Below are 14,207 nucleotides of genomic sequence, written 5' to 3' on the forward strand. Positions count from 1 at the left end.
CCCCGTGCGCCGTGCGCGCCGCGACGGGCGCCCACCCCCTGGCAGGGCGGGCGCCCTCGGCGCCTCCGGGAGCGCTGCCCCACGCCCCTTTGGCTCCTTGTCGCCTTCCTCGACCCGCGCCTAGCCTTGCGAAGGTGCGACGCCGGAGAGCAATGACTCACCAGAGCGAGCGGAACTCGCTCGGCACCCGTGCGTGGAGCCGTCGTTCGTGAGCACGTTCCTTCCTTTCGACGCCCAAGGTCCCCGCACTCGACCCGCGTGAACTTCCGCTGATCCCGCGCAACCGATGACCGTCCCGGGCCGCGCCTCGCCCGTCCCCCGCGTCAGGCCGCACGACCGCGCCGCCCCCCGCACGCTGCGAAGGAGAAGTCGGCATGGATGCTGAGCCCATTGCCTTAGTAGGGGTCGGGTGCACTCTCCCCGGCCAGGTGCACGGGCTGGAGGACATACACACCGTGCTGAGGGAGGGACGCGACTGCATCGAGGAGTTGCCGCCCAGCCGGTGGGACGTGGAGGAGTTCTACGATCCCGACCCCCTGGCCCCGGGCAAGACGTACGTCCGCCACGGCGGATTCGTCGACGACGTGGACCGGTTCGACGCGGCGTTCTTCGGGATCTCGGACGCCGAGGCGGTCCGTATGGACCCGCAGCAGCGCCTGCTCCTTCAGACCGTGTGGCACGCCCTGGAGCACGCGGGACAGGACCCGCACCAGATGAGGGGCAGCAACACCGGTGTCTTCCTGGCGCTGATGAACAGCAACAGTTACTTCGTTCTCAAACATGACGTCATGGGCCTCAAGGGCATCACCGGTTACGACGCGATGAGCGACGCGATCAGTATCAGCGCGGGCCGCATCGCCCACTTCCTCGATCTGAGGGGACCCTGCCTCGCGGTCGACACCGCCTGTTCGGGGTCGCTGGTCGCCCTCCATCTGGCCCGGCAGTCCATCCTCACCGGCGAGTGCGACTCGGCGGTGGTCGCCGGGGTCAATCTGATCCTCAACCCCGAAGTGCACATCGCCTTCTGCAAGTTGGGCCTGTTCTCCCCCAGCGGGCAGTGCCGGGCGTTCGACGCGAAGGCGGACGGCTACGTCCGCAGCGAGGGCTGCGTGGCCGCACTGCTGCGCCGCCAGTCGCTCGCGGAGGAGCGCGGCGACCCCATCCTGGCCAGCATCGTCGGGACCGCGATCAACCACGACGGACGTACCCCCGCGCTGACCACGCCCAACAGCCGCACCCAGGAGCAGGTGATCCGCACCGTGCTCTCCCGTACCGGAATCGACCCGGCCCAGGTCGACTACGTCGAGGCGCACGGGACCGGGACCCCGGTGGGCGACCCCATCGAGATGGGCGCCATCGCCAACGTGTACGGCCGGTTCCGCACCGCGGACCGACCGCTGTACGTCGGCTCGTTGAAGAGCAACTTCGGGCACACCGAGGCCGCCGCCGGACTCCTCGGCGTCGTCAAGGCCGCCCTGTCCCTGCACCGCGAGACCATCTATCCCAGCATCCACCTGGACCGGCTTAACCCGAAGATCGACCTCAAGGGCGCCGCGGTGGAGATCCCCGGCCGGCCCCTCCCCTGGCCCAGGGGTGACACCCCCCGGTTGGCCGCCGTGAACTCGTACGGCTACAGCGGCACCAACGCCCACGCGGTCCTGCGTGAGCCACCGCGGCCACGGGCCCTCGGCGGCGGGGCCGCACAGCGGCCCGCGGAACTGCTGGTGCTGTCCGCGAAGTCCCCGGCGAGTCTCGACATGCTGGCCGACCGCTGGGCGGACCACCTCGCCCGGACCGATCCGGAGACCCTGCCGCCGGCCGTGTTCACCGCCGCCGCCGGGCGCGCCGCACACCGCCACCGGCTCGCGGTGACCGGAGCGAGCGGCATCGAGATCGCCAGCGACCTGCGGCTGTGGCGGACCCGCCGCACCCCGCCGTCGGTCTCCGGCGGGCATCCGGCCAAGCCCGCCCGTACCGCCTTCGTCTTCACCGGCCAGGGCGTCCAGTACCCGGGCATGGCCCGCGAACTGTACGACAGCGAACCGGTCTTCGCCGCCGCGATCGACCGCTGCGCCGAGGCGCTCGACGGCGAACTGCCCACCCCTGTGCGGCAGCTCCTCTTCGACGAGCGGTCCGCCGACGCCCTCGACGACACGAGCCTGGCGCAGCCCGCGCTGTTCGCCGTCGAGTACGCGCTCGCCGCCCAGCTGTGCGCCTGGGGAGCCGTCCCCAGTGCGCTGGCCGGGCACAGCGTCGGGGAGCTGGTCGCCGCGTGCGTCGCGGGCATGCTGTCCCTGGAGGACGCGGCCCGCTTCACCGCGCTGCGCGGCCGCCTCATGGGCGAACTGCCGCGTGACGGAGTGATGCTGGCCGTCGACGCGGACCCGCAGACCGTCCAGGGCTGGGTGTCGGGTCGCGAGGGCGATGTCTGCGTCGCCGCGGTCAACGGCCCCCGGTCCGTGGTCGTCTCGGGGCGGACGGAGGCCGTGGACGAGGTCGCGCGCCTCGCCGCGTCCCAGGGCAGCCGGACGGCCCGGCTGCGTACCTCGCACGCCTTCCACTCGCCGCTGATCGAGCCGGTCCTGCCCGAGCTGGGCAAGGCCGCCGCCGGGCTTCGCCCGGCCGCCCCGACCGTCCCGGTGTTCTCCAATGTCACGGGCGAGGCGCTGACCGGCGCGGAGGGACCGGAGTACTGGAGCCAGCAGGCCCGACGGCCGGTCCGCTTCCACGACGGGATGCGTGCGGTGGCGGCGATGGGCTGCACCGTGGTCGTCGAGGTCGGCCCGCACCCGGCCCTGCGGGCCCACATCCCGCACGCGTTCGGCGCCACCGGCGTCACGGTGATCCCGACCCTGCTGCGCGACCGGCGGGACGTGCGCAACCTCCTCGCCACCGCGGGCGCCCTGTTCAGCGCGGGGGCCTCCGTCGACCTGCCCGCGCTCTACCGGGGCCCGCGCCACCGGCGTACCTCGTCGGCCCCGCAGTACCCGTTCCGCAAGGACCGCTACTGGCTGACGCCCGCGCCGGACGCCGTTCAGAAAGAGACCGTACGAGCGGCCGCGCGCCGCAGGCCGGTCCCGGCCGAGCCCCGGCCCGCCGCCCGGACGATCCACCGGCACGAGGTGCGGCCCGGCACACCCTGGGCGGACCACCGCGTACTCGGATCGACGGTGTTCCCGGCCACCGGCTATCTGGAACTGGCCGTGCACGCCTACGCCTCGGCCACCGGCCGCACTTTCACGCCGGTGGAGCTGAGCGAGGTCGGGTTCGTCCGGCCGCTCCTGCTGTCATCCGCGCGGGCCGCCGACGTCCAGGTCCATCTGGAGACCGAAGCTCCCGCCACGGACGGCCGGTTCCGGTTCACCGTGACGGGAGCCGACGGGGAGGGCGAACCCCGGTACTGCGAGGGCAGGGCCGGACCGGTCGCGTGGCAGGGCAAGTCCGGCAGCGACCTCGGGGAGCTGCGCGCGGCGATGCCCACGGAGCTCGCCCCCGGGCGGCTCTACGGGCTGCTGCGCGAGGACGGCCTGGAGTACGGCGCGAGCTTCTCCACCGTCCGCGAGGTGTGGCTCGACGAGGCGGGTGGCCAGGCGCTGGGCCGGATCACGGCCGCTCCGGACGGGGCGTCCCACGTCGGCCACGAGCACCGCTTCGCCACCATGCTCGACGGCTGTCTCCACCTGACCGCGGCCGCCGCGCACAACAGCTCGGCCAGGGGCGCCTACGTGCCCGTCGCCGTCGGCCGCACGGTGCTGCGCGCACCCCTCCCCGGCCAGGTCTGGGGCCACGTACGGCTGCGGCCCCATGACACCGCGAGCGCGTTCACGGCGCGGCTGACGGTTCTCGACGACAGCGGGAACGTCGTCGTCGCCATGGAGGACATCGAGTTCCGGCGGCTCGCCCAGCTCAGCGACACCTCTGCCGCACCGGCCGACAGCCGCACCCGGGAGAGCGGAGACACCCGGCGGGAACTGCGGGAGCGCGTCGAGCCGCTGTCCGCCGAAGAGCGCCTGCGGACGGTCATCGACTGGCTCACCGACGAGATCACCGACACCCTCGGGCGGATGTCGACCGAGCTGGAGATCGACATCCACGACCTCGAACCGTCCCTGGCCCTGCTGGAGATCGGCCTGGACTCCCTGAGCATCACCGAACTCCAGCGGCGCATCCAGGAAAAGCTCGACTTCCGCTTCAAGGCGATGGAGGCACTGGAGTACCAGAGCATCGAGGAGCTGGCGGAATACCTCCTCCACCGGGTCATCCTGGCGGATGCCGACGCCTCGCCGGACTCCTGAACGCGCCTCCCGCCCCACGCCCTGGGCCGGGGAGCACGGCACCCGGCCCACCATCCGGCAGATCCCACCCAGAGGGGAAGTGCCAGCAACCGTGTTGAGCCCCGACTTCGTCAACGACTACCTCGACAGCCACCTCGCCGAACGCCAGGTCAACAAGATCCAGCACGGCTTCCCGTCGCCGCGGTTCTGGAACGAACTGTCCGTGCCACTCGAAGAGATCGGCACGGACCGCCGCCACCTGTGCCAGGTGGCCGGCAAGTCCGCGGTGTTCCTGTACGTCGGTGTCCCCTACTGCATCAAGACCGACCCCGGTAAGTGCGGATACTGCCTGTTCCCCGTCGAGGAGTTCCAGGGCAACGCCGCCCTGGAGAACTACTACGGCTATGTGGAACGCGAAGCCGAGATGTACCGGGAGCAGATGGAGGGCGCGGTCCTCGCCGGGGCGTACTTCGGCGGGGGCACCTCCAACCTCTACAAGGGCCCCGTCTACCACCAGTTGATGGACATGGTGCGCCGGCTGTTCCCCGAGATCTCGGACCAGGCCGATCTGACCCTGGAGGGCATTCCCCAGCTCTTCACACGGGAGAAGATGGAGGCGATCCGCGACTCCGGGATGACCCGGATCAGCATGGGCGTCCAGCAGATCAACGAACGTCTCAACAGCCTCAGCGGGCGCAAACAGACCACCAAACACGTCATCCAGAGCCTGGAGTGGGCCCGCGAACTCGGTCTGTCCGCCAACGTCGACCTCATCTTCGGCTGGCCCCAGCAGACCGTCGACACCATGCTGGAGGACCTGGAGACCCTGGTCTCCTGGGACGTGTACGACATCACCCACTACGAGCTGAACGTCGGCGGCCCGACCGACTTCGCGCTCAACCGCTACCACGAGCTGCCCAGCACCCTGGCCAACCTGGAGATCTACCGGGCCGGGCGCGACTTCCTGCTGGAGCACGGCTACCAGCAGCTGTCGACGTACAACTTCCGCCGCCCCGGCGACCCCGCGGCCCGGGACTTCCGCGAGGGCTACATCACCCGCTTCGAGCACATGGACACCCTCGGGCTCGGCTACGCGGCGATCACCTTCTTCGGCAACCCCGCCCTCCCGCCGGGCCGTTCCTGGTCGTTCATCAACCACCGCAGCCTCGCCCAGTACAAGGCCGCCGTCGACGACGGCCGCTTCCCGGTCGAGCGGGGCTTCCGGCACACCCCCGACGACTGGCTGCTGATGCTGCTCTTCCGCAGCCTCATCAGCACGGAGATCAACCGGACCCAGTACCGCGCCGCCTTCGGTCTGGACGTGTACGAGAAGTACGCCACCGTCTGGGACGCCCTGGCCGAGCGGGGCTTCGCCGACATCACCCCGGCGCGCATCCAGTTGGTGGGCGACGGCGCGTTCTACGCTCCCATGATCTCCGCCCTGATCGCCGAGGAGCGCTACCGGGAGCTGCGCGAGGAGACCGCACGACGCAAGAAGGAGTCACGCCGGCCCGTGCCGGTCGACGTCACACTGCCGGTGCCCGGGGAGGGCGGCGGTGGATGACCTCCCCCTGGCGGGGCGCGGCTGCGTCATCACCGGGGGCTCGCGGGGCATCGGCGCCGCCATCGTACGGCTCGCCCTGGCGCAGGGCGCCGATGTCGTCTTCGGCTACCACAGCGCGGAGGAAAGAGCCCGCGCCATGGCCCAGGAGCTGCGCGCCGCCCATCCCGACCAGCTCTGCGTCCCGCTGTACGCCCATGTCGCCGACGCCGCCGAGGCCGAGCGGTTCGCCACGGCGGCCCTGGGCCGGCTCGACCGGCTCGACGTCCTCGTCAACAACGCCGGGCTCACCCGGGACACCCTGTTCGCCCGTATGGGACCACAGCAGTGGCACGAGGTCATCGGCACCAACCTCGACAGTATGTACACCGTCACCAGACCGCTGCTGATGCCGCTGGTGAAGCAGCGCAGCGGCGCCATCATCAACATCGCGTCCTCGTCCGGGCTGCACGGCGTCCCCGGCCAGACGGCCTACTCGGCCGCGAAGGCCGGGGTCATCGGCTTCACCAAGGCCCTGGCCAAGGAGATCGGTGCCCGGGGTGTCACGGTCAACGCCGTCGCGCCCGGTCTCATCGAGACGGACATGACGGCGGCGATACCGCAGGACAAGGCCGAGTTCCTCAAGTCCCTGATCCCCACCCACGCCTTCGGCTCGCCGCTGGACGTGGCACACCTGGTGTGCTTCCTGGCCTCCGACCGGGCTCGCTACATCACCGGGCAGGCCATCGAGGTCTCCGGCGGGCTGATCGTCTAGCCGGTGCGGGCGCGGGACACGGATCTCCGGGCCGACGCGGGCGCGGGTCCCTCAGGCGAGGGTCCCGTGTCCGCCGCTCACCCGGAGCAGGCCCTCCTGCGCGAGGGTGGCCACCAGTACACCCTCGCGGGTGAAGACCCGGCCCAGGACCAGCCCCCGCCCGGCGGTGGCCACCGGCGTATCGAGGTCGCACAGCAGCCAGTCGTCCGCGCGGAAGGGACGGTGGATCCACACGGTGTAGTCGAGGCTGCGGCCACTGGCGTGGAACCACGAGACGCCGTGCCGGAGCAGGACCGTCTCCAGCATGGTCACATCGCAGACGTACACCAACAGGCAGTCGTGAAGAAGGCGTTCACGGTCCGGGTCCGCCCCGGACGGCAGTTCGCCGTAGGCGCGCACCCACACCTGGTTCCGGGAGGACGCCAGCGACGGGTCGCTCTCCACGTCGAAACTCAAGGGGCCGACGAAGCGCAGCTCGTACGGTTTGCCGAGGGGCTGCGTCACTTCGCCGAACGCCTTGGTCAGCCGCTCCTCGTAGGTCGCCAGGCCCTCGGGGGCCGGGACGGGCGGCATCGGGTCCTGGTGGTCCAGGCCCGGTTCGGGGCGGTGGAAGGAGGCGGTCAGGGCGAACACCTCCCGGCCGCGCTGGGTCGCGTACACGCGGCGGGTCGCGAAGGCGGCGCTGTCCCTCACCCGCTCGACCCGGTAGTCGAAGGGCGCGGTGGGCAGGGTGGGCCGCAGGAAGAAGCAGTGCGCGGAGTGCGCGGACAGCCCGGCGGACACCGTGCGACCGGCCGCGGCCAGCGCCTGGGCGGCCACGTGCCCTCCGTACACCGGGGCGGACTGCTCCAGGGGCGGGTGGCCGGCGAAGTGCTCCCCGTCGGCGCTGCCCGGAGCAGGGTCGAGATCGAGGTGGCCGAGCAGGTCCGGCAGCGCGCGTTCCTGGTCCATGGGTCCCCCTTCACCTCGGGTGTCGCCGGACGGGAGCCAGTATCGCCACTGGGGACGCGGCCCTCAATCGAACGGGCCTCGCAAGCCGCACCAGGACGCGAGGCCGCGCCGCACCGCACGCCCGCGCGCGGTGGACAATCGCCGTGCACGACGGCTCCGTACGGCCGCAGGCCCACGCCTCGGCAGACCGCTCGACCGGGAGGCCCGTCATGTCCGACCGCTTCAGCTCGGCTCTGTACCGTCGGCGCGTGGCCGTGCTGTGGGTGAGCGCGTGCGTCGTCCTCCTGGCCGGGATCGGCGGGCTCGGTGGGGAACACCGGCTGGTCCACGGCGGGTTCTCCGATCCGGGAGCCGAGTCCTCGCGGGCCGCGCGCCTGGTGTCCGAGCGCTTCCCCGCCACGGACGACGACCTGGTGCTGCTGCTCAGCGGACCCGCGACGGTCGACTCACCGGCGATGGCGTCCCTCGGTACCGCCCTGACCCGGCGCGTGGAGCGAGCCCCGGGTGTGCGGGCGGCCACCTCGTACTGGACGGCGGGGCGCGCGCCGTCGCTGCGCTCCCCCGACGGCTCCATCGGGATCGTCTCGCTCTCCTTGCGCGGCGACGAGGACGACCGGGCCACGACGGCCGAGCGGCTGGTGCCGGACGTCCGACGGCACGCGCGGGGGCTGACGGTCGCAGTGGCCGGCCCCGCGCAGGTGCAGTCGGAGGTCGGCAAGCAGACCGCGCACGACCTGCTGCTCGCCGAGGCGATCGCGATGCCCGTCACCCTGGTCCTCCTGCTGCTGGTCTTCGGCAGTGTGGTGGCCGCCGCCCTGCCGCTGGTCATCGCGCTGCTGTCGGTCCTGGTGAGCCGCGCCGTGCTGAACGCCCTGGCCGGCACCGTGTCGATCTCGGTGTACTCGATGAACTCCACCACCGCGCTGGGCCTCGGCCTCGCCATCGACTACAGCCTCTTCGTCCTCGCCCGCTTCCGGGAGGAGTTGCACGGCGGCGCCACCGTGCGCGAGGCGCTGGGACCCACGGTGCGCAGGGCCGGGCGGACCGTGGCGTTCTCCGGCTTGACGGTGGCCCTGTCCCTGGTCGCCCTGCTGGTCTTCCCCCAGTTCTTCCTGCGCTCCTTCGCCTACGGCGGCATCGCGGTGGTGCTCTCGGCCGCGGCGGGGGCCGTCTTCGTCCTGCCCGCCCTGCTGGCCGTCCTCGGCCACCGCGTCGACCGCTACGACGTTTTCGCGCGGCTGCGGGGTCCGGCGCGGCGGGCCGAAGGCGGTACGGCGGGAGCGAAGGCGGCGCCGGAGAGCGGCCGTTGGTACCGGTTCGCCATGGCGGTGATGCGCCGTCCGCTGCTCTACGGGGGCGGCGCGGTGGTGGTGCTGGCGGTCCTCGCGTCGCCCTTCACCCGGGTTGCTCCCGGCCTGTTCGACGACCACTCGCTGCCCACCGACTCGCAGGTGCACCGCGCCACCCAGGTCCTGCGCACCCAGTTCGACGCCGACCTCTCGCACACCGTCCCCGTGGTGGTGGAGGGCGTGGGGCGCGACCGGCCCCAGACCCTGGACCCCTATGCCCGCGCCCTGTCGGCAGTGCCCGGCGTACGCGGGGTGACCGCGGTGTCAGGCACCTACACCGCCGGCCGCCGGGTCCGGGGGCCGGGCCCGGCCGGCCCCACGCTGGTGAACGGCGACAGCGCGCTGCTCTCCGTGGTCTCCACGACGGAGCAGGACTCCCCCGCCGCCACCCGACTCGTGGGCCGACTGCGCGAGGTGGCGCCCCCGGAGTCCGAGGCACATCATCCCGCCCGGGTGTCGGTGGGCGGCCGGGCCGCCGAGGTCAGGGACAGTACGGCGGCGATCGCACGGGCCACTCCGGCGGCGATCGCCATCGTGGTGGGGTTCTCCCTGGTGCTGCTCTTCCTGTTCACCGGGAGCGTTCTGATGCCGGTGAAGGCGCTGGCGCTCAACACCCTCAGCCTCAGTGCCACGTTCGGGGCGATGGTGTTCGTCTTCCAGGAAGGCCATCTGTCGTTCCTGGTGGGCAGCCCCCAGCTCACCGGGACTCTGGACGCCACCATCCCGATCCTGACCTTCTGCGTGGCCTTCGGTCTGTCCATGGACTACGAGGTGTTCCTGCTCTCCCGGATCCGCGAGCGCTGGCTGCGTACCGGGGACAATGTGGAGTCGGTGGCCTTCGGCCTCCAGCACACCGGCCGGATCATCACGGCCGCGGCGGTCCTCGTCGCCGCGGTGCTGTTCGTCTTCGCGGTCTCCGGGGTCGCTCTGCTCAAACTGCTCGGCGTCGGCCTGGCGTTGGCGGTGGTCCTGGACGCGACCCTGGTACGCGCGGTACTGGTGCCCGCGTTCATGAAGCTGGCGGGACGGGCCAACTGGTGGGCCCCCGCGCCGCTGCGGCGTCTGCACGAGCGGGTGGGGCTGCGGGAGGACGCGGGGGACTGAGGCGGCGCGACGCACGTGTGTGCTGCCCGGCCGATCCGGCCGGGCAGCACACACAGGACACCGGCCCGGACGCGCCGGGCTACGGCTCAGTCGTTGACGCAGGTGTTGCCGAAGGCCGGGTTGAACAGGCCGACGATGTTCACGCTGTTGCCGCAGACGTTGACCGGCACGTGGACGGGCACCTGGATCACGTTGCCGGAGAGGACCCCCGGGGACCCGAAGGCCGCGCCATCGGCGTCGGCGTCGGCCACCGCGGCTCCGGTACCGGCGAACGCACCGGCGACAGCGGCCAGAGCAACGAGGGCAGTGCGAATACGCATGTCTCTCCCAATTCAGTGAAACTTCGTGACGTGGCAAGCCCATCACGCCTGGTGGGAGCGGTGCGCCGGGTAACCGTTCCTTCAGGGGGAGATTCACCCCCACGGGATACAAGAGGACTTCATGTTCACCATGTCTTTCTCGGTCTTCCTCTGCTTTCCTCTGTCTTTCTCTGTCTTTCTCTGTCTTTCGGCAGAGAAAGAGATCGCCCGTGCGGCGCATGCCGTCGCGGGTTCCGGTATCGATACTGGTCAGCGTGCCCCACACTCGTCTCGCCTCCCCCGCCGTCCTCAGCCGTTCGCCCGGACCGGGCCGGGCCGCATACGCGGCGGCGGAGACGGCCGGGGTGGTGCTCGCCGGGCTGGGTGTGTGGCTGGCGCTGGCGGTGCTCGGGTTTCTGGACCGCCCGTACCTGGAGGTGTCGGCGCTGGCCGTCGGCGCCGGTCTGTTTCCGCTGCGCCAACGCTTCCCCGTGGCCGTGCCGCTGCTCCTCGCCGCTCTGACGGGGCTCGCGCCCTGCGTCGGCCCCGTCGCGGCGGTGGCCTCGTACACCGTCGCGCGCGGGACGGTCCGGGCGCGGCGGCGCGCGCGGCTGCTGGCCGCGGCGGGCGCCGTGGTCGTGGCGTCCGCGACCGCGGCGGCGCCCTGGCTCGGTCCGGGATCGGTGCCGTACGGGCTGGCGCTCGGCCTCGTCCTCGCGCCGACCGCGGTGATCGTTCCCGGGCTCGTCGGCACGTCGTACGGACAGCAGCGGCGTCTGGTGCGGGCCCTGCGCGAGCGCGGGGACGCGGCGGAGCGGGCCCGCCGGTTCGCCGACAGCGAGGCCCGCCTCCATGAGCGGTCCCGTATCGCCGCCGAGATGCACGACCTGGTGGGGCACCGGCTCAGCCTCATCTCGCTGCACGCCGGAGGCCTTGAACTTGCCCTGGACCGGGCCGATCCCGAACTGCGCGAAGAGGCCGTCCTGGTCCGGCGGACCACCCAGGACGCGATGCGCGAGCTGCGTCAGTCCCTCGGAGTGCTCGGGCCGCTGGGCCGGGACACCGGGGCGGACGCGCTCACCGACGCCACCGGCACCCGCGCCGACATCGAGACCCTGGTGGCGGAGTCCCGCGACGGAGGCATCGCCGTAGGGCTGGACTGGACGGGACCGGACCTGGACACCCGTCCGGCGCGGGTGCGCCGGGCCGTGCACCGGGTGGTACGGGAGTCCCTGACCAACGTGCACCGGTACGCCGGCGCTGCGCACGTCACCGTCACGGTGGTGCACGGCGACGAGACCGTACGGGTCAGTGTGCGCAACGGCGCCCCCGCGTCCGCGGTCTCCGCCGCACACGTCGGCAGCGGCCGCGGACTCACCGGCCTGCGGGAGCGGGTGGAGCTGCTGGGCGGGACCTTCGACGCCGCTCCCCTGCCGTCCGGCGGCTTCCACGTGGACGCGGCCGTACCGGCCGAGCCCGGTGACGCCCCGGCCCCCCTGCGGCCCGGCGCCGGTGTGGAGACAGCGGACGGGGTGCCCGGCACCGTCGGTGACACGGCGGGCGTCGTGCCCGGGCGTCCCACCGCACAGGCGCTGACGCTCCTTCTCGGCCTCGGCGCGTTGTGCGTACTGATGGTCCTCGGGACCGCCTTCGTCTATGCCGGTGCTCCCCATCAGGACGCCGGACCGCGCCCACTGCCCCGGGTGGGCATGACCTACCAGGAGGTGACCGGGCTCGACGTCCTGGACAACCGGGCGGTCCGGGCAGCGGCCACCGGCCACGAGCCGCCGCGGCCCGCCGGTGCGGTCGGCTGTGTCTATCCGTTCACCGGCGCCACCGAGTCCCGCCCCGGCGCCCTCAGGATCGCCCGCTACTGCTTCGACAGCGCCGAGCGCCTCATCGCCATCGACCGGTTCACCGTGCCGTCGGTCCAAGACGCCTCACCCTGGGAGACCCCGTGACCGAGCCCAACCGGCCGATCCGTGTCCTGCTCGCCGACGACGAGGCGATGATCCGCCATGGAGTACGTCTGATCCTGCGGCACGCCGATGGCATCGAGGTCGTCGCCGACGCCCCGGACGGACGGCAGGCCGTCGAGCTGGCCGCCGCACACCACCCGGACGTGGTGCTGCTCGACATCCGTATGCCGGTGTGCGACGGGCTGGCCGCGATCGCCCCGCTGCTCGCCCTCGCCCCCGCGCCGCGCGTGGTGATGCTGACGACCTTCGGCGACGACGACAACGTCGTCCGCGCGCTGCACGAGGGCGCCGCGGGCTTCCTGCTCAAGGACGACGGCCCGCAGGAACTGATCAGCGCGGTACGGGCGGCCGCCGCCGGGGACGCCGTGCTCTCCCCGGGCGTGACCGGGACGGTGATCTCCCGGATGCTGCGCGCCGGGGCCCCGTACAACGCCGGCGGAGCGCTCGTGGACGAGCGGATCGCCCGGCTCACCGGCCGGGAGCGGGAGGTGCTGACGATGCTCGGCGAGGGGCTGTCCAACCAGGACATCGCCGCGCGGCTCGGTATCGGGCTCGGCACGGTCAAGACCCATGTGGGCGCCATCCTGGACAAGACCGGTTCGGCGAGCCGCGTGCAGGCCGCGCTGCTGGCGCATCGCACCGGCCTGGCCTCCTGACTCCCCCACCAACCAGGGGGAGCCACCGCGATGTGCCGCGGAGGCGAGCACGACGGGGCCCCGCCCGATAAAGGCGTGACAACCTCCGACGCCGTGAGTGAAGCTCGACGCCATGCAGATCAGAGCAGGTGCGCGGCACGACGCGCAGCAGATCGCGGCGCTTCACGCCGACAGTTGGCGCACGGCGTATGCGGGGATCATGCCGGAGAGCTTCCTGAGCGGTCCCTTGTACGAGGATCGACTGGCTCTGTGGCAGCAGCGGCTCACCGACGACCCGTCGGCCGCCGGGCTGTTCGTCGCCGAGGAGGAGGGCGAGCTGGTCGGATTCGTCTACCTCACCCCCTGCCCCGACGGTCGCGTTCTCCTGGACAACCTCCACGCCCGGCCGGGGCGTACTCGCTCCGGTATCGGCAGCCGCCTCCTGCGGCATGCCCGGGAGTGGGCTGCCGTCGAGCACCCCGGGCGGGCCGTCTACCTGGAGGTGCTGAGCGCCAACACGCCGGCCATCGCCTTCTACGAGCGACACGGCGCTCAGCGCACGGATGAACGCGTCTGCCGGTTCGAGCAGGGGTTTGAGCTGCCTGAGCTGGAGTACACGTGGGCGTCGCCCGCCGACTTGGCCGACGGGCTCTAGCGGGGCCCCTCCCGTAGGGCAGATGTCCGTCGGCCGCTCCTCTGCCCTTCGGTAGAGAAGAACCCCGTGCCGCCGGTCTTTCGGCAGAGGCCAACTCCCGCCTTCAGCGCGATGTTCACGCAGTTCAGGGCCGTGAGGATGGATACGTCCCCCGGCCCGCCGAACTCCTCGCGGGCCGCCGCACTTCAGGCGGAGTATCCATGTCACAGCCGTTCCCTCCCTCCCGTACCACCCTCGCGGAACCGGCCGCCCGCGCTTCCGGCCTGACCAAGACGTACGGGAAGGGCGAGACCCGGGTCACCGCGCTGGACGCGGTGTCCGTCGAGTTCGCGCGCGGCCGGTTCACCGCCGTCATGGGCCCCTCCGGCTCCGGCAAGTCCACCCTGATGCACTGCATGGCCGGTCTGGACTCCGTCACCTCCGGCTCGGCCCGGATCGGCGGGGTCGAGCTGTCGTCCCTGGACGACCGACAGCTCACCCAGCTGCGGCGCGAGAAGGTCGGATTCGTCTTCCAGGGATTCAACCTGCTGCCGACCCTCACCGCGCTGGAGAACATGACGCTGCCCCTGCGTCTGGCCGGCCGTCGGCCCGACGCCGCGTGGCTGGACACCGTCGTCACCACCGTCGGCCTCGCGGACCGGCTCGC

General features: G+C 72.1%; 10 protein-coding genes. 8 read left to right on the forward strand and 2 right to left on the reverse strand.

The genetic code is table 11. The annotated features are described in order from the left end of the window. Window positions 1–374 precede the first annotated feature (374 nt). From A8W25_RS06110 to fabG, 3 genes are all read left to right on the forward strand, one after another. The gene (locus A8W25_RS06110) at window positions 375–4,295 is read left to right on the forward strand and encodes a type I polyketide synthase (protein WP_079125861.1); all 3,921 of its coding nucleotides are present in this window, start codon (window positions 375–377) and stop codon (window positions 4,293–4,295) included. A gap of 79 nt (window positions 4,296–4,374) precedes the next feature. Continuing rightward, on the forward strand, window positions 4,375–5,838 hold the full coding sequence (locus A8W25_RS06115) for a coproporphyrinogen-III oxidase family protein (RefSeq protein WP_158942433.1): 1,464 nt from the start codon (window positions 4,375–4,377) through the stop codon (window positions 5,836–5,838). Then, window positions 5,831–6,589, forward strand: a complete 759-nt coding sequence (gene fabG / locus A8W25_RS06120; RefSeq protein ID WP_067157185.1) for a 3-oxoacyl-ACP reductase FabG — start codon at window positions 5,831–5,833, stop codon at window positions 6,587–6,589. The genes A8W25_RS06115 and fabG overlap by 8 nt, the downstream gene beginning before the upstream one ends. A gap of 51 nt (window positions 6,590–6,640) precedes the next feature. Here fabG and A8W25_RS06125 read toward each other — a convergent pair whose 3' ends face one another. Then, window positions 6,641–7,540, reverse strand: a complete 900-nt coding sequence (locus A8W25_RS06125) for an acyl-CoA thioesterase (protein ID WP_067157187.1) — start codon at window positions 7,538–7,540, stop codon at window positions 6,641–6,643. Window positions 7,541–7,749: 209 nt separating this feature from the next. Between A8W25_RS06125 and A8W25_RS06130 the strand changes: the two genes are divergently transcribed. Then, the gene (locus A8W25_RS06130) at window positions 7,750–9,993 is read left to right on the forward strand and encodes an MMPL family transporter (protein WP_067157189.1); all 2,244 of its coding nucleotides are present in this window, start codon (window positions 7,750–7,752) and stop codon (window positions 9,991–9,993) included. A gap of 86 nt (window positions 9,994–10,079) precedes the next feature. Here A8W25_RS06130 and A8W25_RS06135 read toward each other — a convergent pair whose 3' ends face one another. Continuing rightward, on the reverse strand, window positions 10,080–10,313 hold the full coding sequence (locus A8W25_RS06135) for a chaplin (protein WP_067157194.1): 234 nt from the start codon (window positions 10,311–10,313) through the stop codon (window positions 10,080–10,082). A gap of 254 nt (window positions 10,314–10,567) precedes the next feature. Between A8W25_RS06135 and A8W25_RS06140 the strand changes: the two genes are divergently transcribed. From A8W25_RS06140 to A8W25_RS06155, 4 genes are all read left to right on the forward strand, one after another. Next, on the forward strand, window positions 10,568–12,253 hold the full coding sequence (locus A8W25_RS06140; protein ID WP_234386302.1) for a sensor histidine kinase: 1,686 nt from the start codon (window positions 10,568–10,570) through the stop codon (window positions 12,251–12,253). Further along, window positions 12,250–12,927: a response regulator gene (locus A8W25_RS06145; protein WP_067157198.1), complete on the forward strand. Its 678-nt coding sequence runs from the start codon at window positions 12,250–12,252 to the stop codon at window positions 12,925–12,927. Before A8W25_RS06140 ends, A8W25_RS06145 begins: the two co-directional genes overlap by 4 nt. A gap of 112 nt (window positions 12,928–13,039) precedes the next feature. Then, on the forward strand, window positions 13,040–13,561 hold the full coding sequence (locus A8W25_RS06150; protein WP_067157201.1) for a GNAT family N-acetyltransferase: 522 nt from the start codon (window positions 13,040–13,042) through the stop codon (window positions 13,559–13,561). Window positions 13,562–13,761: 200 nt separating this feature from the next. Continuing rightward, window positions 13,762–14,207 (forward strand): ABC transporter ATP-binding protein (locus tag A8W25_RS06155; protein WP_158942435.1); only part of this gene is annotated, 446 nt, incomplete at its 3' end.

It is taken from the genome of Streptomyces sp. ERV7, assembly GCF_001653515.1.
GTDB lineage: Bacteria > Actinomycetota > Actinomycetes > Streptomycetales > Streptomycetaceae > Streptomyces.